We start from the raw sequence: 24,351 nt of genomic DNA on the forward strand, positions 1-24,351 counted from the left end.
CGTTCCAGCCGGCTTCACCGTGACAGAGGTTTCGCGCGCCGCTTCGCTGCAATCGCTGTTGGATGACTGCTCGCGGAAGCAAGATCGGTCAGCGGCCTCGCGACTTGCAAACATTGGCAGATTGAGCCGCAACCGACGGTGCCTGCATCGATCGAGCACGCCGGTCCGTCACTCCGGAAGTCCGGCCTTTCGGAAGCCATCGACGAAATGGTCGAGCGTGGCAGTGTCGCGGAACGGCTCAGTCTCGACCCAGTGGCGGGTGGTGAAATGTGGGTTAGCGACAAGGAACAGGTCGACCTCGGCGCGCGCCTCATCGATCCGGCCGAGTTGCGCAAGGCTTGCCGCAAGGAAACGGCGCGAGCTTGTCCGATACGTCTCGTCCCGGCGCGTCGTCTCGACGGCGGCTTCATAGTCGCGCGCCGCATATTGCGCCTGGCCGAGCGTCAGGTAGTACCAGCTTGCCGGAAACGGGTTCAGCCGGAACGCCTTGCCGATATAGTCGAGGCCGTCCTCGACGCGCCCGGCCAGGACCGCGATGTCGGACAATGTCGCCCAGGCATCGGCCTCGTTCGGGTCGAGTTCGAACGCCTTGGCAAATCCCACATCCGCTTCGTCGAATCTGCGCTCATAGGCAAGCAGGTTAGCAAGCACCCAGTGGCAGCCGGCATCGTTGGGATCGATCGCCACAGCCTTGCGCGCCAGTTCCAGGGCAAGGCTGCGGGCAGGCTCAATGGGCTCTCCCCAATGCACCCATCCCATCCAGTGGTTCATGGCAAGCCAGCGATAGGCTTCGGCATAGTCCGGATCGAGCGCAAGCGCGCGCGTCAGCAACAGATGCGCTTCGCGCGCCGTCTCCGGCGAGACGTCGATCAGGTTGCGGGCTCGCACGCACAGATCGTAGGCCTCGAGATTTCGAGGCCGGTTGCGCGGCAGCGGCGCGCGCAGCCGGCCAAGCAGCGCCTCGACGATCTTGGCCGTCACCTCGTCCTGAACGGCAAAAATATCTTCCAGGCCGCGATCGAAGCGGTCTGCCCACAAATGCTCGCCGCTCAGCGCGTCGACCAGCTGGGCGTTGATGCGCACGCGCCCGGCGGCGCGTCTGGCGCTGCCCTCCAAGAGATAGCGCACGCCAAGTTCCCTGGCGACCTCGCGCACATCCACCGCCTTGCCCTTGTAGGCAAAGGTCGAGTTGCGCGCGATGACGAACAGGCCGCCGATCCTCGACAGGTCGGTGATCAGGTCTTCGGTCAACCCGTCGGCGAAGGCTTCCTGCTCGGGGTCGTTGCTGAAATTGGCAAAGGGCAGCACGGCTATCGACGGTTTGGCGGGCAGCGGCAAAGCCTGTCGCTTCTCGTCGCCGAGCTGTTCGATGGCGCCGGCGAAGCGATAGCCGACGCGCGGAACGGTCGATATCCATTCTCCGCCGTTCGTGGCCGGACCCAGCAGCTTGCGCAATTGCGCAATCTGGACGGTGAGGTTGCCTTCCTCAACGGCGGTGCCTGGCCAGGCCGCATCCATCAACTCGGCCTTGGCCACGATCTCGCCGGGCCGGGCGACGAGCGCCGCCAGCAGCTGCAGTCCGCGGTGGCCGGCGGCGACGGGAACTTGGTCCCGAAGGAGCGTTCCCGCACCCGGATCAAGCACGAACGGACCAAAGGCAAAGCGCGATCCCTGCATAACGCGCATCTATAGAGCAATTCCAGGAAAGGTGTGAAGGCGGTTTTCCCACGGGAAAGCGCAGAGCGCTTCACGGACGTATGGCGTCAAAACAAAGAGTTGAGCACCTCGTCGTTTCGATAAATCGGCGAGGTGCTCTAACTGCTTTGGAACTTTTGAGAACTATTTGGCCGCGCTTAATTACGGCGCCGTCCGCATGCGGCAGAATTCAACCTCTTTCAAGCCGAGGGCTGTCGCCCCTCAAACCGAATGGAGGTTGCCATGAACGATACCCTTGCTTCTGCTCGTGCAGCCTTGCCGGAAAAGGCGGTGTCATCGGGCCGGCGTCCGACGGGCCCGCGGGGCATGATCGCGGCCTGGCGCGAGCGGATACGCTTTCGCTGGGACCTCAAGCAGATGGCGGAGGCCAATCCGCACCTGATCGACGATATCGGTCTGACCAGACGCCAGGTCGAGGCCGAAATCGTCAAACGCTTCTGGCAAGTGTGAGCTGATGTCGCGGATAAGACCCGCCCGCCTGTTTGGGCGTACCGCGGCGTTTTGCCGGCATTTGCACTTGCCGGAACGTGCCGATCCTGCTTCGAAGTCGGCATGAGCGCCGAAGACGCGACGTCACCGCCGGAGAACCTCATCGCATGGGCCGCGATGGCCGGCATCATCGCGACAGTTACGGTGTTCGCCATAGCACAGGGGCTGACGTATCCGCTGCTCAGCTTCATCCTGGAACGGCAAGGGACGACACCGGGCCTTATCGGCCTCTCGGCCGCGATGACGCCTCTGGGTTTCATTATATCGTCGCTCTTCACGCCGGCGCTGGTCCGGCGGGTGGGCGCGGCGCGCTTTGCGGTTGTGTGTTCGATCCTGGCAGCAACCGTCCTGATCGCGATTGCCTGGACGCAGGATGTATGGGCCTGGATGCCGTTGCGCTTCCTGCTCGGCTTCTTTGCCAATCCGCTTTACGTGATCAGTGAAACCTGGCTGGTCTCGATCACACCCGCCGCACGCCGAGGCCGCATCATGGGCCTATACTCCTCCATCGTTTCCGCCGGCTTTGGCCTCGGCCCGCTGTCGCTAGGCTTGGTCGGCACGCAAGGATGGCCACCCTTCATCATCGGCAGCGCGGCCTTCCTTGTCTGCGGCCTGATCGTGCTTGCCGTCGCGCCACGCCTGCCCGACATGCCGCGTGAGGGCGAAGCGGTGTCGGTCGGCGGCTTCTTCGCGCTGGCGCCGCTGCTCTTGTTCGCAGTCTTCACGGCTGCCGCCTTCGAGCAAGTCCTGCTTTCGCTGTTCGCGGTCTATGGTGCCGCGCTCGGCAGCACTGAGCAGCGCATCGCTTCGCTCATCACCTGTTTCATCGCCGGCAATGCCGTGCTGCAGGTCGTGCTTGGGCGCGCCGCCGAACGGTTTGGCTCGAAGCCGATGATGCTGTTCTGTGTCCTGGCTTGCCTGGCCGGTTGTTTGCTGTTGCCGTTGCTCTTCGCTACATGGCTTGTCTGGCCGCTCTTCTTCGTCTGGGGCGGGGTCTCGTTCGGGATCTACACGCTGTCGCTGATCCAGCTCGGCGAGCGTTTCACCGGTCAAGCCTTGATCGCCGGCAATGCCGCCTTCGCGTTCGTATGGGGGGTAGGCGGCATCGTCGGCTCACCCGTGGCCGGGCTGGCGATGCAACTGACCGGACATCAGGGACTGCCATTGTCGCTTGGCCTGCTGTGCTGCGTGCTGGTGGTGTTTCTGCTGGCGGAGTTACGGCGGGTTGACCGCGTTCAGGCGTAAGGCGTGCCTGCCATTGCGGCCTTCAGGCCGATGCTGCCCTTGTCGACAATAGCGAGAAAGGCCGGACCCGCCTCGTCGCCGTCCTGGGTTTCTCGAAGCGTCCGATCCGCCTCGATGAACGCCACGGCCGCCAGGCGGGTGTCGGGGTCTGCAGCTTACGCCCGCCGCCTTCGGATAGTGCCACCATTAGGATATCCCAGCTCGTCGCGTTCGCTCTCGCTCGCGCCGACGCCGGCCCAGTCCGGACCAGCAATGTCTTCAGCTGCCATGTCTTCAAACCTCGATGTCAGGCGAAAACGCGGCCGCCGTAGAAACTCGGCGGCCGCCAATGGCGACGCTATATTCGCCCGAGAACAACCAGAATGATCACGATGATCAGCACCAGCCCGAGGCCACCGCCGCCATAGTAACCAGTGCCGTAGAACGGGCCGCCGCCGAGGCCGCTGAAGCCGCCGAGCAACGCGATGATCAGGATGATAATAAGAATGGTACCCAGGCCCATATGCCGTCTCCTTCGCTGCCGCGCCGTTCACGGCGCGGCTCGAAGAACTAAACTCCCAGCAAGCCTTCCTGTTCCCCGGCGATTTTCATCCGACGGCTAAGGAACGAAAGCCATCATCACGGCGTTTGCTGAGGTTCAGCCGCAAGCTCGGCGTGCCATCACGCGCGCTGGGCGGCGCGTAGAATTCAGAATTTGCGCGGGATCGCCCTTAAGGCGGCCGGCGGCTCGTCCACCCGAACGCGCCGGCAGGCGTGACGCCGAGCTTACGCTGGAAGGCGAGCTTAAACGTGTCGACATCTGAAGCCGAATTGGTCGACGACGAGTTTTGGCCCCGCACCATTTCCAGTCGAGCCGAACCGGCAGCAGCTCACGTCGCCTTGCCGGCCAGCGCGCCTATGTCTTCCTCGGCAATATCGTCGAACGATGCGTAGTTCATGTTGTAGAGCCTGGCATAGAGGCCCTTGGCCGCCATCAGCTGCTCGTGGTTGCCGCTTTCGACGATCTCGCCGTTCTGTAAAACGATGATGCGGTCGGCGCCGCGTATGGTCGCCAGCCGGTGCGCGATGACCAGCCCGGTGCGGCCTTCCAGCAGCGTGACCAGTGCCTTCTGGATCAGCATCTCGGTGTAGGAATCGATGCTCGCCGTCGCCTCGTCCAGCACCAGGATTTTCGCATCCGCCACCAGTGCGCGTGCAAAGCTGATCAGCTGGCGCTGGCCGAGGGACAGATTGCCGCCGCGCTGTTCGAGCTCGGTGTCGTAGTCGTCAGGCAAATGCTCGATGAAGTCGTGCGCGCCAACGGCTTGCGCGGCGCGCACAACCTCTTCGCTGGTAGCCGATGTCTTGTGGTAGCGGATGTTCTCCAGCACCGTGCCGGAAAACAGGAACGGCTCCTGCAGCACCATCGCCACCTGATCGCCGAGCGAATCCTGCGTCACGTCGCGCACATCGTGGCCGCCGACCCGCACCTCGCCCGACCAGACATCATAGAAGCGGTGCACCAGCGCCATGCAGCTCGACTTGCCCGAACCGGTGGGGCCGACAAGCGCAACCGTCTCGCCCGGATTGACGCGGAAGGAGATGTTTTTCAGCACCGGCTGGTTCTGCCGGTAGCCGAAGGTGACGTTCCTGAACTCGACCGAACCGTCCATGTCGCGCGTCAGCGCCACCGCGCCTTGTCTGTCGCTGACATCGACCGGCACGTCGAGCACTTCGGAAATTCGCTGGCCCGACGCCATGGCACGCTGCATGACCGAGTACTGCATGGTGAGCGAGCGGATCGGGTCGAAGAAGCGCTGGATATAGAACAGGAACGCCACCATGACGCCGATGTCGAGGCTGTGCGACAGCACCATCGAACCGCCGACGACGATGACCGTCGCCATCGCAATGCCGGTCAGCGTGTCGACGATCGGCACCATCACCTGCGCATATTTGGCCGAGGTCAGGTGAGCCCTGAGATTGGCCAGCACCTTCTCGTCATAGAGGTCGAAATTGACGTGCTGGCGTTCGAGACTCTGCACAGTGCGCACGCCATGGATGCCTTCCGCCAGCGCCCCATTGGCGGTCGAATTGGTTTCGTGCGCGGCCATGAAGGCGACCTTGGCGCGCGGCAGCCAGAACAGGCGCACGATGAACAGCGCCGGCATGGTCGACAGCGTCAACAGGCCGAGACGAAAATCGAGCCACAAAAGCACGCTGACAATGCCGAAAAGAAGCACGATGTCGCCCACCGACATGACCGACGTCTCGAGGAATTCCTGCATCGAATTGACGTCGCCCTGCAGGCGCGACATCAGCCGGCCCACCTCGGTCTTGTCCATGAAGCTCAGCGAGACGCACTGCAGATGGCTGAACATGGCGCGGCGCAAATCCGACAGCACATTCTCGGCCACCTTGCCGACGACGCTTTCCTGGACATAGCTGGCGGCATAGTTGATCAGGATGATCAGGGCGAAGGCACCGATCGCCCAGTTCATGACGGAGCTGTCGGCCTTGCCCGCCGCCATGCCGTGGTCGATGGCGTAACGGATGACCAGCGGGATCGCCAATTGCGTCAGAGTGAACACCAAAACGGCGGCCACCGAGATGAAGATCCGGCCCTGATACGGTCTCACGAAGCTCCAGATGCGGCGCACGATGCGCGGATCGTAGACCTTGCCGAAGACCTCTTCCTCGTCGCGGTGCGAACCGACGACGGCCCTGGTGGGCCGCCGGCTGGTGTCTTCTTTTTCGTCGTGACCCGGTGTCGACATTATGCGGCTCCCACCGCCACCGGCAAATCGTCGTCCGGCCGCAGCTGCAGGTCGTAAAGCGCGCGGTAGCGACCACCCAGCGCCAGCAATTCCTGGTGCGTGCCGCGCTCGGCGATGCGGCCATTCTCGATGAACAGGATCTGGTCGGCATGCATCAGCGAGCTCAGCCGGTGCGAGATGATCAGCGTCACGCGGTCCTTGGCGAAGCGCTTCATCGCGGTGCGGATTCGCTGCTCGGTGCCGGCGTCGACAGCCGCGGTGGAATCGTCGAAGACCAGCACCGAAGGCCGCAGGATCAGGGTGCGGGCGATGGTCAGGCGCTGCCGCTGGCCGCCGGAAAGCGATGAGCCGCGCTCGCCCACGACCGTGGTGTAGCCGGCCGGAAGCCCGATGATGTAATTGTGCAGCTGGGCGTATTCAGCCGCCTGCCCGATGCGGGTCTCGCGTGCCCAGGGATTTCCATAGGCGATGTTGTTTTCGATCGAGGTGGTGAACAGGAAGGCGTCCTGCTGCACGACGCCGACCGCCTTGCGCAACGATTGCAGCGTCACCTCGCGGAGATCCTGCCCGTCGATGGTGATCGCGCCTGACGTCACGTCGTAGAAGCGCGGGATCAGATGCGCGATGGTCGACTTGCCGCTGCCCGGCGGGCCGACAATACCGACGGTCTCGCCGGACCGGGCCTCGAATGAAATGCCCGACAGTGCCGGCCGGCCGCCGGCGCCCGCGTAGCGGAAGCCGACATTGTCGAAGCGCAGCACGCCTTCGGTGACCACGAGATCCTTGGCATCAGGCGCATCCTCGATGTCAAGTTCGGCGTCAAGCAGTTCGAACAGCCTTGTGCCGCAGGTCGAGGCGCGGGCGAACGAGTTGACCATCAGCCCGAGCTGGCGCACCGGCATTTGCAGGATGGTCATGAAGGTGAGGAATTGGGCCAGCGTGCCGACGCTGATCTGGCCCGCGATCACCTTCTGGCCACCGAACCACAGCACCAGGCCCATGGCAGCCAGGAAGGAAAAATTCATGGCGCTGGTGTTGGAGACGCGGATGTCGACGCGCTGGTCGGCAAGCTCCAGCGCCGACTTCTTGGCGCGGTCGAATTTTTCCAGCTCATGCCGCTGCGCCGCAAAGGCGCGCACGACGCGGATGCCGCCGAGGTTCTCGTCCATCACCCGGCTCAGCACTGACAGCCGCTCCTGCAGCGTCAGCCAGGTGCTGCGCAGCCTGAGCTGTGTGACCGAGGAGCGCCAGGCGACGAACGGCACGAAACTCAGACTGAGCAGCCCGAGCTCGAGATCGGTGCTGATCAGGAGATAGGAGCCGACGCCGATCAGCACGCCGAGCAGCACCACGCGCAATAAGCCGGTGGAAAAGAACATGCGCACGCCGTCGAGGTCGAGCAGGCCAAGCGTAATTAGGTCGCCGGTATGCACCCGGTCATGGAAGGAGAAGCTCAGCCGCTGGATCTTCTCGTAGAAGGCCAGGCGCAGCTCATAGCCGGTGCGGTGGCCGACGGCCTCGCCATAATAATTCTGCGCCATGGTGAAGAGGCCGCGCAGGATGCTGACGACGAGCAAGGTGATCGCCGTCGTCCACAGCGCCTGCTCAGCCGCCGCGCCGCCGCCTCCAGCCATCACGCCTTGCGCCTGGTCGATGGCGTGGCCCAGCAGGCGCGGGATGAACAGCTGCAGCGTCGCGGCGATGAAGGTCGAGGCGATGGTGACCGCAACCTGCCAGGGATGGCGCAACGTCATGCGCACGATGCGCAGCAGCGTGCTGAGGCCCTTGCCCCAGGACGCCTCCGCCACATGGGCAAACGATTTGCCGCGCTTCGCCGCGCCGCGGGTTGCATCCATTGCCAAGGAAAATATCCAATCCGGTCCGGACATTAGCCCAGACGAATGAAGAAGACTCAGTTTCAGATGTCGCGATGGTACGCCTCCATTTTGACCGTTCAAGGGCCAATGGCGGCATCGCACTGTGCCTGAAAGGGGCTGATCGTCCGCGACCGCTTAAGCCCGTGTCGGCGTTAGAGGCGGCAGGCTCGTCACTTTAGGCCGATTGAAAAGATGCGAGCATGTGGGTTGCGCCAACCGCCATCATGCGTGACCTCGGCCAATGTGATCGGCTGCGGGACCGAGCGCAGTGAGCAGCGCCTTGCCGCTTTCCAGCGTCGCATTCTCATGCGGCGCGCGCAGGTTGAGCCAGCGTTTGTCGCCGGAGCGCACCGCCAGCACGGCCTTCATTGCCGGGATCAGGCCTGCATCCTGGATCACCTTGCGGAACGCCCTGATCGCGGCGTCCGCTTCCGTGACGTCTTGGCCAGCGATCGTCGCGTCGTAGAGGGCGCGGATGGCCGCAGCGTTGAGATTGACGGTCGCGGAGATACAGCCCGCAGCACCACTGGCGAGCCCCTTGGTCAGTTGCGCCTCCGAGCTGGGGAACACCGCGACGTCGGGTGCGGCGGCAATCACCGCCGCCGTGTTGTTCCAGTCGCCGGCGCTATCCTTGTAGGCGACGACCGTCTCTGGAAACGCCGCGCTCAACCGGGCGGTCAGGGCAGGGCTTACCGGCACGCCGGAGTTCTGCGGGATGTGGTAGAGGATCATCTTCAGCGCCGGGCTGGCCACCCTTTCGATCAGCTCGCTGTAGTAGCGCGCCTGGCCATCGTCCCCGGCGGCCGTGTAGAAGAACGATGGCAGCACCATCACGGCGGCGCAGCCGAGGCCGACCGCGTGCTTCGACAGTTCGACGGTTTCGGGCAATGCGGTGACGCCGGTGCCGGGCATCATGCGCCCCGGCGAAATGCCTGATGCAACCAGCCATTCCAGCGCCTGCATGCGCTCGTCGAGCGAGAGCGACAGTGCCTCGCCCGTGGTGCCGAACGGCGACAGCAAATGGGCGCCCTGGCCCAGCACCCATTTGGCATGTGAGATCCACAGGTCACGGGCAATGCGGCCATCGTTCTCGAACGGCGTCAGGATCGGGGCGATGGTTCCTTGCGGGCGGGGCATGTCGGTCCTTCCATCGGTGCTGGAAATCAGCTTGGCATAGAGCATACGTACGATGCGATCTGCCAGAGGCGATCTCTTGGGCCACCGCGCCGGCCGTGGGAAAACTTGCGGGTCATTGCCGCGAAATTCTGGCCCTTCGGTCTGCCGCAACCAGATGACGCCGGCGTCAATGGGTTGCAAATGGACCGGGGTTGCAAATGGACCAGGGTTGCAAGTGGACCAGCCAAGCCCGAAATGTCGAACAGAGACAGATCCGGAAACGGCATGCACCCACGATTGCTCAAGACCTTCCTCGCCGTGGCGCGGCACCGCAACATCACCCGCGCAGCGCGGGAGGTTCATCTGGCGCAGTCGAGCGTCAGCGACCGGATCCAGTCGCTGGAAAGCGAACTTGGTGTCGTCCTCTTCATCCGCTCGCGCCACGGCCTCGACCTGACGACGGCCGGCGACGCGCTGAAACCCTATGCGGAAGAGATTCTGCAACTGGCGGAGGAGGCGCGTATTGCCGTCGAGGCAACGACGGGAATGACCGCCGGAACGGTTACGGTCGGCGCGCTGGAGACGATTGCCACCGTCAGACTTCCGCAATTGCTGGCGGCCTTTCAAGGCGACCACCCGGAGATCGGTCTGCGGCTGAAAATCGCCGGCAGCGATGCCCTGCTGCGGCAGCTCGAAGAGAGCGAGATCGACGTCGCCTTCTGTTTCGACAAGGGCGGTCTGGACGAACGTCTGGCCCGGCGCACGATATCGGCCGAGCCGCTGGTCCTTGTCGCCTCGCCCGAAGATGCGGCCGCATCGCGACAGAACGACCTGGCCGCGCTCGCCGCGATGCGTTTCGTGGTGACGGAAACCGGATGCGTCTACCGGCATCTGTTCGACACTGCCTTTGCCGAGATGGCAGCGCCAGAACTTGCCGCCGAAGTCGGCAGCATCGGGGCCATTGCGGGCCTGGTGGCGACTGGTGTCGGCATGGGCCTGGTGCCGCGGCTGGCCGTTGCCGACGCGCTCGAGCGCGGCGAGATCGTCGAATTGCCGTGGCCGGGGTCGGCCCGCACGGCGTCGCTGGTCATGGTCTGGCGCCGCCGGCGGGTTCAGCCGCCGGCGCTGAAACTGCTGCTGGCGGCCGCGGCCAGGAATTTCGCTGCGCTCAGATCAGCCGATGACCGCCCTCGACATGCAGAACCGTCCCTGTCGTAAAACCGTTGCCCATCAGAAAGGCGATGGCATCGGCAATGTCGTCCGGCTGTCCGACGCGGCCGACCGGCAGGCGCCTGGCCATTGCATCGAGCGTCTCGTCCTTCTTGTCGCCGGCCACAAAACTCCAGATCGGCGTGTCGACCCAGCCCGGCGAGACGGCGTTGACACGGACCGGCGCCAGCTCGACCGCCAGCGCCCGCACCAACCCTTCCAGCGCAGCGTTGACAGCGGCAACGACCGAGCCGCGCGCCGCCGGCCGGTAGGCGGCGATGCCTGAGGTGAAGGTGATGGAGCCGTTGGCCGAAAGCTGCGGCGCGCCATGCTTGGCGAGCAGCAGCGGCCCGTAGAATTTGCTTTCGACGACCCGCTGCGCCGCCTTCAGGTCGACTGAAGGCAATAGCTCATAGGCGCCTTCGATGTCGGCGGCGGTGCTGACGATATGGTCGAGCCGGCCAATTCGCTTGAACAGGTCAGCGACCTGATCCTCCCTGGCAATATCGGCGGCGACGGCGCTCAAAGCGGAAGGGTTCTGCAGCGCCTCACCGGCACGCTTGAGCCTGGCTTCACTGCGGCTGACGATGATGACTTCGGCGCCTGAGTCCAGGCACCGCCTTGCCAACGCCAGCCCCATTCCGGAGCTGCCGCCAATGATAGCGATTTTCGATTTTGCGATGTCTGCCATGTTTCCGTTCCTGTCCTGAACCGCTCCGGGCGAGAGTTCGCAGGCCGGCGGCAGGAGTGGAAACGGAAGAAAGCGATAGTGCCATCGGAGGCTCCGATGGCACTATCGTCGATAGGAACCGACGCGGGCCGCTCCGTCGAGTGCCCCTGTCAATGAAGTGCGCTCAGTAGCCGACCGTAAAGCGCTGCTTGATATGCGCCGGCTTTTCGATCTCGTCGGCCATGACGATGGCGTAGTCCTCGAAGGAAATGCTGCTGCCCTTGTCGGACGTCAGCAGCGTGTCCTTGCCGATGCGGTATTTGCCGGTCCGCTCGCCGGCGACGAACAGCGCCGAAGGCGACAGCAAGGTCCAGTCGAGATCGTCGACCGTCCGCAGCGTGTCGAGGAAGTCGGCGCCCTTCTGCGCCTCGGCCTTGTAGATATCAGGGAAGGTCGGCGTGTCGACCAGGCGCTTGCCGGGCGCAACCTCAAGGCTGCCGGCGCCGCCAACGACGAGGTAGCGTTTGACGCCGGAAGCACGCACGGCTGCGATGAGCGTATCGGGATCGCTGTCGAGGAAATGCACCGAGGAGATCACCGCGTCATGACCCTTGATCAGGGCGGCAAGGCCATCCTTGTCGAAGACGTCGCCCTTCTTGGCAGTCACGCCCGGAAGTGCCGCGATCTTGTCTGGATGCCGGGCAATGGCGGTGATGCTGTGCCCGCGATCGGAGAGTTCCTTAAGCAGGCGGGAGCCGACCTGGCCGGACGCGCCGATAAGTGCGATTTTCATGGGGATTTTCCTTTCGCTGGGGAGAATTTCGTCTGGGGAGAATTTCTGGGACTACGCCGCCTCGATGTGAGCGACGAGATTGTCGTAGCTGCCGAACAGCGCGTTGGCGCCGATCAGGCGCGGCGTCGTTTGGCCGATCACCGCCAGCGCGGGAACGCCATTGGCATGCAGCCGCTGGAACAATGTCCGCCCGCGGCTGACCAGGTCGTCATGCTTCGCCAGAAACGCCTGCGTCGGCGCTTTCAAAAGCTTTGCCGCGTCGCTCATGCCGGCGTCGGTCAGTACCGCGGCGACGCCGTCAACCGTCACAATATCGCGACCGTCGACATAGCGGGCATGCTGGATCGCCTTCAGTGCCGCAAGTTCCTGGCGCCAGTCGTCCAGCCCGGCGGCGTTGATGCCCATGGTGGCAGCGGAAGAATCGAGCAAGGTGCCGCTGACATTGAGCACATTGTCGAGATAGGCCTGGCTGAAGCGCTGTCCGCTCAGCCGCGCGATGCGCTGGTCATTGTCCCAGGCATGGGCGGCGAAGCCTGCATCCAGCGGCCGCGCGCCGGCACCGGAGAAAAGCCCAACCGGCAGCAGTTCGAGTGCGGTCCCGCCGGCGGCCAGTCGATCCAGCATCGGCGTGGCGCCATAGCACCAGCCGCAGAGCGGGTCGAAAAGATAGGTTAGGGTTGCGTTGGTCACGGCGGCCTCATTCTGTTGCCCGATAGATGACAGCTGGACCGGTTGCGAAAAATAGCGATCAATCATACAATCTGTCTGATCAAATCATACAATGAGCTGCCTGTGACCGAACTCCTCAATCTCAACCGGCTCGTCTACTTCGCCACCGTGGTGGAGACCGGCTCGTTCACGGCCGCTGCCGACCGTCTCGATGTTGCCAAGGCTGTGGTCAGCCATCAGGTCGGCAAGCTCGAAGAAGAGCTCGGTGCAACGCTGCTGCGGCGCACGACGCGGCGCGTGACGGCGACCGAAGAGGGTCGTCTGTTCTATGACCGGACCGCGATCATCCTGCGCGAGGCGGAGGCAGCCTATGGCGACATTTCGCAGCGCGCGGCGCAGCCGACGGGGACGCTGCGGCTGACGGCGCCGCTCGACTATGGCGAGAAGGTCGTGGCGCCGACCATCGCCGCCTATCTCAGAAAATATCCGAAAATGCGGGTCGAGACGATCTTCGACGATGCGGTCAGCAACCTGGTCGACGAGCAGATCGATCTCGGCATCCGCGTCGGCTGGCTTGCCGATTCCAGCAATCTGGCACGGCGGCTGGGCAGCCTGCAGCAATTCGTCGTCGCCAGCCCGGAACTGGCCGCCAGGCTGCCTGGGGAAACCAGCCCCAGGCAGGCGAAGTCGCTGCCCTGGGTCGGCAACGCCCAGTTGCGCGGGGTCGGCCAATGGCTGTTCTCGAGGGGCACGGAAACGGTGCTGGCCGAACTCAACCCTGTCGTCAGCTGCGACAAGACACCGGGCGTGCTGTCCTGCGTGCTGGCCGGCATCGGCCTCGGCATCTTTCCGGATTACAGTGTCGCCGACGACATTGCGCGGGGACGGCTGGTGCGGGTGTTCGCGGATTGGACCTTGCCGTCCGGGGGCATCCACGCCGTCTTCCCGCCGGCGCGCTTCAGGCCGGCCAAGGTGCGCGCTTTCGTCGACCTCTTGGTTGCAGCCGAACGGCGGCGCGCGCGCAGTGCCGTTACAGGCTGATTTCTCTGGCTATGGTAATCAGGGAACCTTTGTTCGGCCCACGCTTTTGGATATGCTGCGATTCCGAAACGTCAGAAGGGTATTGCCGATGACCATCAAGATCCTCGCGATCTCCGCCCTTGTTCTCGCGCTTGGCTGCAGCCTGTCTACCGCAGCGCTCGCCAAGGAGAAGAAGCACCGCCATCGCCAGCCGGAACCGGAGCAACGCTACGTTCCCGCCCATCGCGACCTCGTCTATGCCCTGTTCGGCGGCCCGCGCTACTATGACAAGATGCTGATCACCACGGCGGCCGGCCCGTGCTCTTACGACCGGGTCGGGCCGGACGCGAATGCGCTGAACAAGGTCAACGATCACCATTGCGGAAAGTAGATTGGTCCCAACGGCGGGGTTGTCCTGCGTCGCAGGTTTTACCGGATGACGGCCGCCGCGAACTTGAGAGAGACAGTCGATGACCGCTGATGAGAAATGGTCTCCGTCCGAAAAGAAAGTCGCCCGCACTGCCTATGACGCAGCGCTGAAGGTGGCGCTCGACAAGACGCTGGCTGAACTCAAGAGCAGGGCCCACGTTGCGGCAACGCCTTCCGAAATGTGGGATGTCGAAGACTTCTGCTGCAGCAGCGACGGAAGATGGACCAGATGTTCGACTATCGCTATTCACAGCTAATACAGGTCTTCGCCAATCTCATCCGGCAAGGCTATCTCGAGGAGAGTCTCCTTGTTGGCTTGTCGGAAGACAAGCGGCAAACGATCCGAAAATACGCCAGCTGGAATCGCGAAGGGTAGGGGTCCTCTTCGGGGACCTTGGCGCTGCATTCAAACTGGACCATTCACCATCTTCGCGCGCGCCGCGCAGCTCGAGTTCAGCCATGGCGTGCCTCCGTGGCATCGGGGGTCGCGCCTCTGTCCTTGTCGTCCTGCGCCATCGCCAGCGGCGCACCGCCTTCCCACAGGATCAGGCTGGCGGCGCCGATCAGCCCGGCGCGGTCGCCGAGTTCAGCCTGCACGATCGGCACGTCGCGATAGGCCGGCATCGCCCGCTGCTGGATGACCGCTCTGATCGACGGTGCCAGAAGGTCGAACCCGTTGGAAAGGCCGCCTCCCATGACAATCAGATCGGGCGAATAGAGATGAAGCAGGTTGGTGAAGCCGATGCCCAGCCATTGTGCTTCCGCCTCGATCAGGTCGAGAGCGTTGGCGTCGCCGGCCTTGGCAGCCTCTACGACATGCCTGGCCGAGACGTCGCCATCATTTGACAGCCGTCGTAAGAGCGAGCCGTCGCCCGGCGCGGTCAGTCGCGTGGCGCGGCGGCCGAGCGCGGTTCCGGAGGCAACGGCCTCGAAGCAGCCGATGGCGCCGCAAAAGCAGCGGTCGCCTTCACCGGTGATGGTCATGTGGCCGATCTCGGCCGCCAGTCCGCGCCTGCCGTGATAGATGTGGCCATCGGCGACGACGCCGCCGCCAATGCCGGTCGATACGGTCACGAACACCAGCGATCCGCTGCCGCGTCCGGCGCCAAAACGCCATTCGCCGAGCGCCGCCGCATTGGCGTCGTTTTCCAGCCGCACCGGCAGGCCGAAATGCCGCCCCAGAATGTCGATCAGCGGCACATCATGCCAGCCGGCCAGCGTTGGCGGCGCAATGACGATCCCCGCCTTGGGGTCGAGTGGCCCCGGCGCACCGACGCCGATGCCGGCGACCTTTGCCTGCGGGTGTTCCTTGAGGAGCGTGCCTGCCAAAGCGACGATCTGGCTGATCACCGCCTCCGATCCCGCACCGGCAAGCGTCGACGCTGAAGCACGAGCGACGATACGGCCATCGCTTTCGACCAGCGCACCGCGCAGCGCCGTGCCACCGAGATCGAAGGCGAGCGCAAGCTTGGTCATCAGGCGGCGACCTCCAGCCCGTGCAGCCAGGCCATGCGCCGGGGAAGGTCGGGATCGCCGAAGGCCAGCGAGCCCAGCACCACGGTTTCCGCACCTGCGGCGCGCAGCAGCGGCACGGTCTCGTGGCGGATGCCGCCATCGGCGGCGAGCACGATGTCGGCCTCGCGGCCGGCTTTGCGCATCAGCGCGCGCGCCTCGATCAGGCGCGGACACGCTTGATCGGACAGGCTCTGGCCCTTGACGCCGATGGAGGTGCCGAGCAGCGTCACGAATGCCACTTCCGGCAGGAAGGGCGTGACGGCCGCGACCGGTGTTTCCAGCCGCAGCACCACGCCGGCCTCGGCCCCGAGTTCATGCGCCAGTTTCACGGCGCGCAGGCCGGTCTCGCCGTTTTCGGCGTGCACGCTGATCAGGTCGGCGCCGGCCTCGATGAACTGGCGCGTCTGTTCTTCGACGATCTCGGCTTCGACCATCAAATGGACATGGATCGGCTTCGCGGTGAGCTTGGCGATGCGCGCCACCAGGTCCGGGAAGAACAGGAAGCCAGGGGTGAAGCGGGCGTCGGCGACGTCGATATGATGGACATCGGCATGGGTCTCGATGCGCTTCAAATCGTGCTCCATATTGGCGAGGTCGGCCGACCACAGCGAGAACTCGCCGATCAGCCGGTTGCGCGGCAGGGCAGCGATCGCGGCGGGGCCGGACAGGGGCTTGTTCGTCGTCATCGTCTTAGGCTCCGTAGCCGCGCATTGTCTGGCGGTTGGTTTTGACGGCGCCGGCAGGGTCGGCGGCGGCCGTTTCGGACTCTTCCTCCAGCACCAGCCAGCCGTTGAAATTGGGTGCAGCACCAGCGATCTCGATCACCTTCGCCGTGTCACAGACGCCCTTGCCGAGCATCGCCCAGGTTCCATTCGCGTCGACATCCTTCAGATGCACATAGCGGATGCGGTCGCGATAAGTGGTGAGCGTATCCGCCATGTCCTGGCCACCGCGCAAGATGTGGCCGGTGTCGGGCACCCAGCCCACCAGCGAGGCGTCGAGCAGCCCGAAGATGCGGTCGTAGTCGGCGCGGTCGAACAGCAGCGTGTTGTGATGCGAGCTTGGATGCACCGCGACCTGGACGCCGGCCTCGCGCCCGAGCTCGCCGGCTTTGTTGTAGGCCTCGGCGGCGATGGCAAACTTGTGGTCGCGCGGCCCGTCGGAAACGATCGTGGCCGAGCCCATCGACACCAGCGCGCCGGGAAAGGCGGCGGCGAAGTCGATCCAGCGTTTGGCGGTATCGAGGTCGGCGCCGATCTCATCCCTGAGCGTGAAACCGCTCTTGGAGCCGAAGGCGAAGGAGACGAGCGTCAGCCCGGATGACTTCAGCGCGGCGGCGAACTCCGTTGGCTTGCCGGCATAGCGGCCGATCATCGTGTCGGTGATCTCGATGCCGGCATAGCCGCCATCGGCGATCGCCTTGAGCAGATCGTCCGGGCTGCCGGCAAAACGGTCGCCGAGCATTTCCCAGGTAAAGGTCTGGCAACCGACTTTCAGGTCTTTCACGGTCATCCTTTCGTTTCTTGATTCCACTCTCCGTTGGAGGGACATCCTATTTGACCGACCCTGCGGTCATGCCGGCGAGGAAGAACCTCTGGGCAACCAGGTAGATGACCAGGAGCGGCAGCGAGCCGAGCACGCTCATCGCCATCATCTGGTTCCATTCGAAGGCGTGTTGTCCCATCAACAGCTGGATGCCGATCGGGACGGTGCGCATGGACGTTGACTTCGTCAGCGTCAGCGCAAAGAGAAATTCGTTCCAGCACAACAGGAAGGTGTAGACCGACGTCGCCACGATACCGGGCAGTGAAATCGGCACGATCACCCGCCACAGCGCGGTCCAACTGGTGCCGCCGTCGACAGCCACCGCTTCATCGAGGTCGCGGGGCAAGGTGTTCAGATATCCCGTCATCAGCAGGATCGCATAAGGCAGCGTAAACACCAGATAGGTCAGGATCAGCGCGACATAGGTGTCGAAGATGCCATACGAGACGACAAGCCCGAAAAAGGGGATCAAAAGCGTGATCGGCGGGATCGTCTGCGTGCTGATGATGAGCGTGTTGAGGCTGCCCTTGCCGCGGAAATTGAAACGGCTGAACCCATAGGCCGCCAGCAAGGCGATCAGCACCGTCAGCACGGTCACCGCTCCGGCCACGAAGTAGCTGTTGAAGAAGAAGCGCAGCTTTACCGGGTCGCCCAGGATGGCCGCATACGCTTCCAGCGTGAAGGCCTTCGGCAGGACGGTTGGTGGCAGGGCAAAGATTTCGGTATTCGACTTGAACGAGCTGCTCAGCATCCAGTAGATCGGGAAGGCCGCGAAAAAGAGCCCTGCGGCAAGCGCGACATGGAGCGCGGCGGTGATCAGCCTGTCTTTGGGCGTGTGCATTTTCCTCATGTGACTACCGAGCCTTTTGATAGCGGATGTAGAACAGCGTCAGGCCGAGAGAGATCAGCAGGATGACCACGGCGCTCGCCGAGGCCTGCGACAGGTTGTAGCTCGAAAACGCCAGCTTGTATGTGTAGGTGCTGAGGACCTCGGTCGAGTAGATCGGACCGCCACCCGTCGTTATCCAGATCAATGGAAAGACCTGCATGGTCCAGATGAAGTCGAGCAGCGAGATGCTGATGATGATCGGCATCAGCTGCGGAATGGTGATGAAGATCAACTTCTGGTAGGCCTTCGCGCCGTCGATATCGGCGGCCTCGTAGAAATCCTTGGGAATGCCCTGCAAGCCTGCGAGCAGGCTGACCATGAAAAGCGGGTAGCCCGCCCAGATATTGGCGAAGGTGACGGCGTGCAGCGCGGTCGCGGGCGAGGAAAACCACTCGACCTTGGAACCGATGATGCCCATCTGCATGAGAACGCTGTTGACGACACCGTTCGGCTCAAGCAGCAGGCGCCAGATCACCGCGATAATCACCGCGGTGAACAGCCAGGGCAGTATGTACAGCACGCGCAGAATGTTGCGCAGCGTAGGATTGATGCGGTCGCTGTTCAGCATGAGTGCGAAGAGCATGCCGATGGTCATATGGAAGACGACACTCATGCAGGTGAAGTAGAGCGTGTGCCACAGCGAGGCCCAGAACACCGGATCGGCAAAGATCGCCTGGTAGTGTTTCAGTCCGGCAAAGGACGGGTCGCGACGCAGCACCGCGCTGTTCTGGAACGAATAGCCAATCACCGTCACCATCGGCAGCAGCATCAGAAGGCCGATTATGAAGAGCGATGGTGACAGATAGAGATAGGGTGCGACCGCTCGTTTCAGTCGATGGTGGGAGCGCTTCTGCCCGGTCATGTGCGAGCCCTGGGATGTGCCTTCAAGAGGAAGGTGCGCTTCAAAAACAGGTCCATCTCAAATTGCCGATCCGTTGTTGACGGGTGGCCTGGCGAGGCCGGGCCACCGGTGGAAGATAGCAAACGGGCAATGGGCCGCTCAGAATTTCGCCATCCAGCCCTTTTGAGCGTTGGTTGCGGCTTGTTCCGGAGACTGCTCGCCGGCAAGCATCTTCTGAGCCTCCACGTCGAACTGAGTCATCAGGTCTTCAGCCACCGGCAGGCCCGTGAACTCGTTGGCGAGATAGCCGGTCTTGAAGATTTCGAAAGCCTTGGCGAAAGCCTTGTCCGAGGTCACGAAATCGGGCTTGGCGTTGACGTTGCCCGGGAAGGCGTTTGCAAGCGACACGAGCTTGGCATTCACCTTTTCGCTCATCAGATATTGGACGAGCTTCCAGGCTTCATCCTGATGTTTCGAGGCGGCGGAGATGCCGATGCCCCAGGAGGCGTAGGGAAGGCCGCGCTTGCCGCTGTAGTCCGCCACGACCGGGACCGGGATCAGGTCGAAGTTCAGCTTGGGATTGCGTTTGCGGATGAGGTTCACATGCGCAAGCGAGTCGATCATCATTCCGACCCGATCGTTGACGAATTCCTCGACCTTCTCCTGCTCGGTCTTGGTGGCAATGCCGGGCGAGATGACGCCGGCGTCGTTCAGCGATTTGACGAAGGTGAGCATATCGACGACCGGCTTGCCCTCGAGAGCCGGCTTGCCTTCAACCATCATCGTTTGGCCCGAGGCCCAGACCCACGACATCAGGTCGTTCTGGACACCGGACGGCGTTTGCAGCGACAGGGGCAGCACCCAGCCATACTGGTTCTTGTCGGCATGGGTCATCTTCTTGGCGGCTTCGAGAAACTCCGCGCGGGTCGACGGCAGCTTGGTGACGCCTGCCTGGGCGGCGAGGTCCAGATTGACGAAGACCGGATAGACGAACGAAGCCACGGGAAACATCACCGCCTTGCCGTCCACCTTGATGATATCCGCGACCTGGGTCTTGTCGAACCCGCTCGCATCCATCATCGGGTTCATGTCGGCCAGCGCACCCTGCGCGTTCAGATTGTTCACCCAGGCGCCGTCGAGACCGACGACGTCGCTGAGCGTTCCGGTTGCGGCGCCGACCGAGATCTGGTCTCGCGTGGTCGCATAGGGACCGCTGACCAGCGTCACCTTGATGCCGGGGTTTGCAGCCTCGAAGTCGTTCATGATTGCCCTGAGCGAGCCGCCCGGCAATTCGGGCTCCCACCATTGGGTGAATTCCAGCGTGGTGTCCGCCATGGCGCCGGTTGCACCAAGCAACCATGCGGCCGCGGCTATTTTCAGCATCGCGGGTCGTATCCGAAACATCATTTTCTCCTCCTTCTTCAAGATCGGCCGCACAATGCGGACGATCGTCTGTTCATTCAGAAGCCTTCTTGTATCTTCCGCAGGCACCTCGCTCCCGCCCGCGGTCTTCCGCAGATCTTCAGATCGCCAGATGCGTTTCGGGATCGAAGAAATGGAACTTGGCATCATCCACGGCCAACCGGATTTCCGAGCCGGAGCGGACGGCGCTGATCGGCTCGAACCTCGCCACCGCGTTCGACGCCAGGCCGAAATCGTCCACCGCATCCGGATCGCCGGAGTCCACCCGGACCGCGTCGATGTTCATGTGGACGATCTGTTCGGAGCCGAGTTCCTCGATCGAGGTCACCCTGGCCGGTATCGTCTGATACTTGCGACCGGATTCAAGGCTGCTGTCATAAAGATCCTCCGGTCTGATCCCGAACACGACCTTGCGCCCCGCATACGACCTCAAGGCCGGCCTGCGCACGAAGGCTGCATCCTGCAGCCGGACGGCGAAGTCGCGAAAAGCGAGCTCGCCGCCCTTCAGGGTCGCCTCGAAAAGGTTCATCGAAGGAGAGCCGATGAAGCCGGCAACGAAGGCGTTAACCGGCAATTCATAGAGCCTCTTGGGTGTGTCGACCTGCTGCAGCACACCGCCTTTCAACACCGCGACTCTGTCGCCCATCGTCATCGCTTCGATCTGATCGTGGGTCACGTAAATGGTCGTGACGCCGAGCTGCTTTTGCAGGCTGGTGATTTCGGCGCGCATTTGCACACGCAGTTTCGCATCCAGATTGGAAAGCGGCTCGTCCATGAGAAAGGCGGCCGGCTCGCGCACCATGGCGCGGCCCATGGCAACCCGTTGACGCTGCCCGCCTGACAGGTTCGCGGGTTTGCTGTCCAGCAAAGACGTCAGCTGAAGAGTTTTGGCGATCTCGTCCACGCGCTTCTTGCGCTCGGCCTTCGGCTTGCCTGCCAGCCGCATCGAAAAGGCGATGTTTTCGGATACCGTCATATGCGGGTAGAGCGCGTAGCTCTGGAACACCATCGCGATGTCGCGGTCCTTGGGCGGCATGTCGACGACGTCGATGCCGCCGATCCGAAGGCTGCCGCTGGTGATGTCTTCCAACCCCGCGATCATTCGCAACGCCGTGGATTTGCCGCAGCCGGAAGGCCCGACGAGGATCAAGAACTCGCCGTCCTTGACCGACAGGTTCAACTGGTCGATTGCGCGAAAACTGTTCCCGTAGGTTTTGCAGATCTTCTCAAGAATGACTTCTGCCATATTCCTGCCTCCACAAGTATAAGCCCTGATTTTTATGATTCTCCTGGGCTTGTGTTCGCCTGCGAAATGTTTCGTCGGATCGTTTCAGGTCATACTCCAGCATCCACATGCGCATTTTTCAGTTGGACTACTGACGGCGCGTTCGCCGATGCCAGGAGTTGCGTGACCTGGTCCTCGGTCGGAAGCGCCTCGCGCCCGCCACGCCCCGTTATCGAAACGGCCGCCGCCGCGGCCGCGAATGCGATCCGGCCCGCGGTGTCGGCTCCGCGCGTCAACGCATGGGCATAGGCGCCATGAAAGCAGTCACCCGCGCCCGTGGAGTCGACGACCGCAACCCGGTGCGGGGGCAGGTGCCAGAGACCTGTCTCTTCACGGCCGCGATAGTACACACCCCTGCCTCCATCGGTCAGAACCACGGCGGATCGCGATGGCAACCACAAGGCATCGAGCATCTCGGCAGGCGATCGGCGCCCCGTGGCAGTCCGTGCAAAGCTAAGTGGAAGAATGAGATGGTCGCAGAGCGCGATCAGCCGCTCCGTGGCGGGGCCGCTGCTCCATTCGATATCGCCGAGGATCGCAAGGCCGAGATCGCGAGCCCGAGCCACGACATCCAGCGACCCGGTCGCATAGCTATCGACGATCAGGACGGTTGCGCGGCTGAGGATATCGTCCGGAAAGTCCGGAGCGGTGCCCAGCATCGCATCGTCGTCATACGCGATGAACCTTTCCCCGTCCGAGCCGACGGTGATCCGCGAGTGCACCGGGCGCGCGTCGGGATGGCGCGGCGCGAATGCGGTTTCAATACCGCTCGCCACGAGATCGAGCTGCACCGCGTCGTCCGCGGCACTGGCCAGCCATCCGACGAACCCGGCGGTTCCGCCGAGCCGCGCGACGGCGGCCAGCGCCGTCGCGACATTTCCCCCGAAGGCGCGGGTACTTTGCAGAACCTTACCCTTGCCCGCCGACAATGGCTGATCGACGTAGACGATGTCGTCGATCGCAATAGCGCCGAAGCCGAGGATCGAGGGGATGGTGGGCATCGTTCAGGCACCCGCCTTCGCCAGGGCGTCTTGCGCCGAAAGGCCGTCATGGATGACGCCGCGAAAGGCAAGCGCTGCCTTCTCCGGATCGCCATGCCCCCAGAGATTGCGGCCGACCACGGCGCCGTGCGCGCCGGCACGGATGGCGTCCGCCGTCTGCTGAAGCGCGCCGAGCAGCGTATCGGTCTTTGGACCGCCCGCGATGACAACCGGCACCGGGCAGGTCCGGACGGTCTCTTTGAATGACTCGAAATCCCCGGTGTAGCCGATCTTGATCACGTCGACGCCGGACTCGTAGCCGATGCGCGCCGCATAGGCGATCTCGTCGGGGGTGAAGACGATCTTTGCTCCGTCGGTGAAATCGCGAGGGTAGATATGCGCCACCACAGGCATGCCGTAGCGAGCCGCCGCATTCACCGAATCGGTCAGCCAGCGTATGTATTTGCCCTCCGTCGCGCCGCGCACCGGAATGGCCACGGCCAACGCATCGGCGCCCGCGCGCACCGCGTCCTCGGGCGTTGCGATCAACTCGCTGATGCGATCGTCCGCAGTGAAGCAGCCCGCCTGAATCACCAGGGAAGCTTTGCCCGCATATTGCGGCCACAGATGGCGCGCGGTGCCAGGCTGGATGCTGACGTAGTCGGGTTTGCCCGCCATGACGCGTGCGAGCGCACCCGGCAGGTCGGCAAGGCCGCCTTTGCGCACGTCGCCATAGCCGACGAAGTGGTCGACCGCGCCGCCAAAAAGGTTCCCCGATGGATGCGAGAAGAGGCGCGCGAGGCGCACCTTGGTTCCTAGGCTCATGAGTCCAAAATTCCCTGATCGGTTGATTTAAAAATGCTCGATCCAGTGTTTCCGAAAGAAAAAAGAAAAACAATCTTTCGAAAGCTTTCGAATCTGCATATTTCTCGGTAAGGTGAGCAAAGGCCAGGGCGATTGCCTGGCGCGGGAAGGCAAGGCAGGGCAATGTTGTCGGAGCAGAGACGCCAATCGATCCTGGGTGAGGTGCAACGCAGCGGACAGGTTCGCATCAAGGACCTGTCGGACGGGTTTGGCGTGTCGGAGGTCACGGTGCGCTCCGACCTCGAAATACTGGACCGCAAGGGACTGCTGACCAAGACCCGTGGAGGGGCGGTGACCCGGACCACCGATTCGACGACGGCCGCGTTCGCCCGGCGGATGCAAACGAACCTCGACGCAAAGAAGCGCATCGCCCGGGCGGCGCTCGACCTTTTCGAGGACAACCAGTCGGTCATCTTCGACGGTGGCTCGACCTTGATGCAGCTTGCCATGCAGTTACCGCCGCTCAGCAATGTCGTGGTCGCGGCCACGGCCATGAATATCGTGCAGCATCTTATGCATCGTCCCGGGCTCGACGTTCATATGATCGGCGGCCGGGTCTATCCCGACACGGTGAGCACGCTGATCACCGATGCCGATACGGCTCTCGGCGGCCTGGTAGCGCACCAGGTCTTTGTTGGGGCGCATGCGATAGACTCGTCACTGGATGTGGTCGACGTGAACGAAGACATGGCGCGGACGAAGCGAAACCTCGTTCGCATGGCCCGGCGCGTTGTCTTGCTCGCCGATTGGAGCAAATGGGGCGTCAGCGGGACGTCCAAGGCATTTTCGCTGTCGGCCGTCGACGTGGTGATCACCGACGATGGCCTGCCCGGTCCAATACGCAGCGAGCTTGATAGGATCGGGGCCAAGGTGATCTATGCCTGAACCCATCCCGGTCTCTGATGCGCGACGGAAAGCGCGCATGACCCACGGGCTTCGCAGCGGCCGTCGGCCGTTTTTCATGCCGGTCATGTTCTCCTCCTCACGCTGGCGACCTCCCAATCCTGCGCCAGAACTCTCA

General features: G+C 63.3%; 26 protein-coding genes. 8 read left to right on the forward strand and 18 right to left on the reverse strand.

Going from position 1 to position 24,351, the window contains the following annotated elements; all coding sequences use genetic code 11:
- Window positions 1–168 precede the first annotated feature (168 nt).
- Window positions 169–1,686 (reverse strand): winged helix-turn-helix domain-containing tetratricopeptide repeat protein, encoded by a 1,518-nt coding sequence (locus tag AC3EML_RS11755; protein WP_023834897.1) that lies wholly within the window; start codon window positions 1,684–1,686, stop codon window positions 169–171.
- Between the two features lie 252 nt (window positions 1,687–1,938).
- Between AC3EML_RS11755 and AC3EML_RS11760 the strand changes: the two genes are divergently transcribed.
- Window positions 1,939–2,166, forward strand: coding sequence for a DUF1127 domain-containing protein (locus AC3EML_RS11760; protein ID WP_023692229.1), 228 nt, complete (start codon window positions 1,939–1,941; stop codon window positions 2,164–2,166).
- Window positions 2,167–2,268: 102 nt separating this feature from the next.
- A complete protein-coding gene (locus tag AC3EML_RS11765) occupies window positions 2,269–3,450 on the forward strand; it encodes an MFS transporter (protein WP_023834896.1) in 1,182 nt (393 codons plus the stop codon).
- Here AC3EML_RS11765 and AC3EML_RS11770 read toward each other — a convergent pair.
- From AC3EML_RS11770 to AC3EML_RS11790, 5 genes are all read right to left on the reverse strand, one after another.
- The gene (locus AC3EML_RS11770; protein ID WP_023682661.1) at window positions 3,441–3,575 is read right to left on the reverse strand and encodes a hypothetical protein; all 135 of its coding nucleotides are present in this window, start codon (window positions 3,573–3,575) and stop codon (window positions 3,441–3,443) included. The genes AC3EML_RS11765 and AC3EML_RS11770 overlap by 10 nt on opposite strands.
- Before the next feature lie 212 nt (window positions 3,576–3,787).
- A complete protein-coding gene (locus AC3EML_RS11775) occupies window positions 3,788–3,952 on the reverse strand; it encodes a DUF3309 family protein (protein ID WP_023667887.1) in 165 nt (54 codons plus the stop codon).
- 367 nt (window positions 3,953–4,319) lie between these two features.
- On the reverse strand, window positions 4,320–6,206 hold the full coding sequence (locus AC3EML_RS11780) for an ABC transporter ATP-binding protein (RefSeq protein ID WP_352521197.1): 1,887 nt from the start codon (window positions 6,204–6,206) through the stop codon (window positions 4,320–4,322).
- A complete protein-coding gene (locus AC3EML_RS11785) occupies window positions 6,206–8,062 on the reverse strand; it encodes an ABC transporter ATP-binding protein (RefSeq protein ID WP_352521301.1) in 1,857 nt (618 codons plus the stop codon). Before AC3EML_RS11785 ends, AC3EML_RS11780 begins: the two co-directional genes overlap by 1 nt.
- 243 nt (window positions 8,063–8,305) lie before the next feature.
- A complete protein-coding gene (locus tag AC3EML_RS11790) occupies window positions 8,306–9,220 on the reverse strand; it encodes a dihydrodipicolinate synthase family protein (RefSeq protein WP_352521198.1) in 915 nt (304 codons plus the stop codon).
- Between the two features lie 264 nt (window positions 9,221–9,484).
- On the opposite strand from AC3EML_RS11790, the gene AC3EML_RS11795 reads away from it, so the two are divergent.
- Window positions 9,485–10,417, forward strand: coding sequence for a LysR family transcriptional regulator (locus AC3EML_RS11795; protein WP_352521199.1), 933 nt, complete (start codon window positions 9,485–9,487; stop codon window positions 10,415–10,417).
- On the opposite strand, the gene AC3EML_RS11800 is transcribed toward AC3EML_RS11795, so the two are convergent.
- From AC3EML_RS11800 to AC3EML_RS11810, 3 genes are all read right to left on the reverse strand, one after another.
- Entirely contained in the window at window positions 10,368–11,099 is a 732-nt protein-coding gene (locus tag AC3EML_RS11800; RefSeq protein ID WP_023753996.1) for an SDR family oxidoreductase, read from the reverse strand. The two genes, AC3EML_RS11795 and AC3EML_RS11800, sit on opposite strands and share 50 nt — an antisense overlap.
- Before the next feature lie 163 nt (window positions 11,100–11,262).
- The gene (locus AC3EML_RS11805) at window positions 11,263–11,871 is read right to left on the reverse strand and encodes an NAD(P)-dependent oxidoreductase (RefSeq protein WP_023667893.1); all 609 of its coding nucleotides are present in this window, start codon (window positions 11,869–11,871) and stop codon (window positions 11,263–11,265) included.
- Window positions 11,872–11,922: 51 nt separating this feature from the next.
- On the reverse strand, window positions 11,923–12,561 hold the full coding sequence (locus AC3EML_RS11810; RefSeq protein WP_352521200.1) for a DsbA family protein: 639 nt from the start codon (window positions 12,559–12,561) through the stop codon (window positions 11,923–11,925).
- A 102-nt stretch (window positions 12,562–12,663) separates the two neighbouring features.
- Here AC3EML_RS11810 and AC3EML_RS11815 point away from each other — a divergent pair, with 102 nt between their 5' ends.
- The 4 genes from AC3EML_RS11815 to AC3EML_RS11830 all read left to right on the forward strand — a co-directional run bounded on the left by AC3EML_RS11815 (window position 12,664) and on the right by AC3EML_RS11830 (window position 14,365).
- Window positions 12,664–13,581 (forward strand): LysR family transcriptional regulator, encoded by a 918-nt coding sequence (locus tag AC3EML_RS11815; protein ID WP_352521202.1) that lies wholly within the window; start codon window positions 12,664–12,666, stop codon window positions 13,579–13,581.
- An 88-nt stretch (window positions 13,582–13,669) separates the two neighbouring features.
- Window positions 13,670–13,951 (forward strand): hypothetical protein, encoded by a 282-nt coding sequence (locus tag AC3EML_RS11820; protein ID WP_023726303.1) that lies wholly within the window; start codon window positions 13,670–13,672, stop codon window positions 13,949–13,951.
- Between the two features lie 79 nt (window positions 13,952–14,030).
- Window positions 14,031–14,246 (forward strand): hypothetical protein, encoded by a 216-nt coding sequence (locus AC3EML_RS11825; protein ID WP_352521306.1) that lies wholly within the window; start codon window positions 14,031–14,033, stop codon window positions 14,244–14,246.
- Complete coding sequence (locus tag AC3EML_RS11830; RefSeq protein ID WP_352521302.1) at window positions 14,219–14,365, forward strand: hypothetical protein; 147 nt, start codon at window positions 14,219–14,221, stop codon at window positions 14,363–14,365. The genes AC3EML_RS11825 and AC3EML_RS11830 overlap by 28 nt, the downstream gene beginning before the upstream one ends.
- Before the next feature lie 77 nt (window positions 14,366–14,442).
- Here the strand turns inward: AC3EML_RS11830 and AC3EML_RS11835 are convergent, their stop codons facing one another.
- The 9 genes from AC3EML_RS11835 to AC3EML_RS11875 all read right to left on the reverse strand — a co-directional run bounded on the left by AC3EML_RS11835 (window position 14,443) and on the right by AC3EML_RS11875 (window position 23,291).
- Window positions 14,443–15,465, reverse strand: coding sequence for an ROK family protein (locus AC3EML_RS11835; protein ID WP_352521203.1), 1,023 nt, complete (start codon window positions 15,463–15,465; stop codon window positions 14,443–14,445).
- Complete coding sequence (locus AC3EML_RS11840; protein WP_352521204.1) at window positions 15,465–16,190, reverse strand: ribulose-phosphate 3-epimerase; 726 nt, start codon at window positions 16,188–16,190, stop codon at window positions 15,465–15,467. The genes AC3EML_RS11835 and AC3EML_RS11840 overlap by 1 nt, the downstream gene beginning before the upstream one ends.
- 4 nt (window positions 16,191–16,194) lie before the next feature.
- On the reverse strand, window positions 16,195–17,016 hold the full coding sequence (locus tag AC3EML_RS11845) for a sugar phosphate isomerase/epimerase family protein (RefSeq protein ID WP_023686992.1): 822 nt from the start codon (window positions 17,014–17,016) through the stop codon (window positions 16,195–16,197).
- Window positions 17,017–17,056: 40 nt separating this feature from the next.
- Window positions 17,057–17,899, reverse strand: coding sequence for a carbohydrate ABC transporter permease (locus AC3EML_RS11850; RefSeq protein ID WP_023686993.1), 843 nt, complete (start codon window positions 17,897–17,899; stop codon window positions 17,057–17,059).
- 4 nt (window positions 17,900–17,903) lie between these two features.
- Entirely contained in the window at window positions 17,904–18,800 is an 897-nt protein-coding gene (locus AC3EML_RS11855) for a carbohydrate ABC transporter permease (protein ID WP_023686994.1), read from the reverse strand.
- Between the two features lie 138 nt (window positions 18,801–18,938).
- Window positions 18,939–20,186, reverse strand: coding sequence for an ABC transporter substrate-binding protein (locus AC3EML_RS11860; RefSeq protein ID WP_023686995.1), 1,248 nt, complete (start codon window positions 20,184–20,186; stop codon window positions 18,939–18,941).
- A 115-nt stretch (window positions 20,187–20,301) separates the two neighbouring features.
- Entirely contained in the window at window positions 20,302–21,447 is a 1,146-nt protein-coding gene (locus AC3EML_RS11865; RefSeq protein WP_488505218.1) for an ABC transporter ATP-binding protein, read from the reverse strand.
- A gap of 89 nt (window positions 21,448–21,536) precedes the next feature.
- Complete coding sequence (locus AC3EML_RS11870; protein ID WP_352521206.1) at window positions 21,537–22,487, reverse strand: PfkB family carbohydrate kinase; 951 nt, start codon at window positions 22,485–22,487, stop codon at window positions 21,537–21,539.
- A gap of 3 nt (window positions 22,488–22,490) precedes the next feature.
- On the reverse strand, window positions 22,491–23,291 hold the full coding sequence (locus AC3EML_RS11875) for a beta/alpha barrel domain-containing protein (protein WP_023825959.1): 801 nt from the start codon (window positions 23,289–23,291) through the stop codon (window positions 22,491–22,493).
- 162 nt (window positions 23,292–23,453) lie between these two features.
- Between AC3EML_RS11875 and AC3EML_RS11880 the strand changes: the two genes are divergently transcribed.
- On the forward strand, window positions 23,454–24,215 hold the full coding sequence (locus AC3EML_RS11880) for a DeoR/GlpR family DNA-binding transcription regulator (protein ID WP_352521207.1): 762 nt from the start codon (window positions 23,454–23,456) through the stop codon (window positions 24,213–24,215).
- The last annotated feature ends 136 nt before the right edge of the window (window positions 24,216–24,351 follow it).

Source organism: Mesorhizobium sp. P170090 (assembly GCF_057786115.1).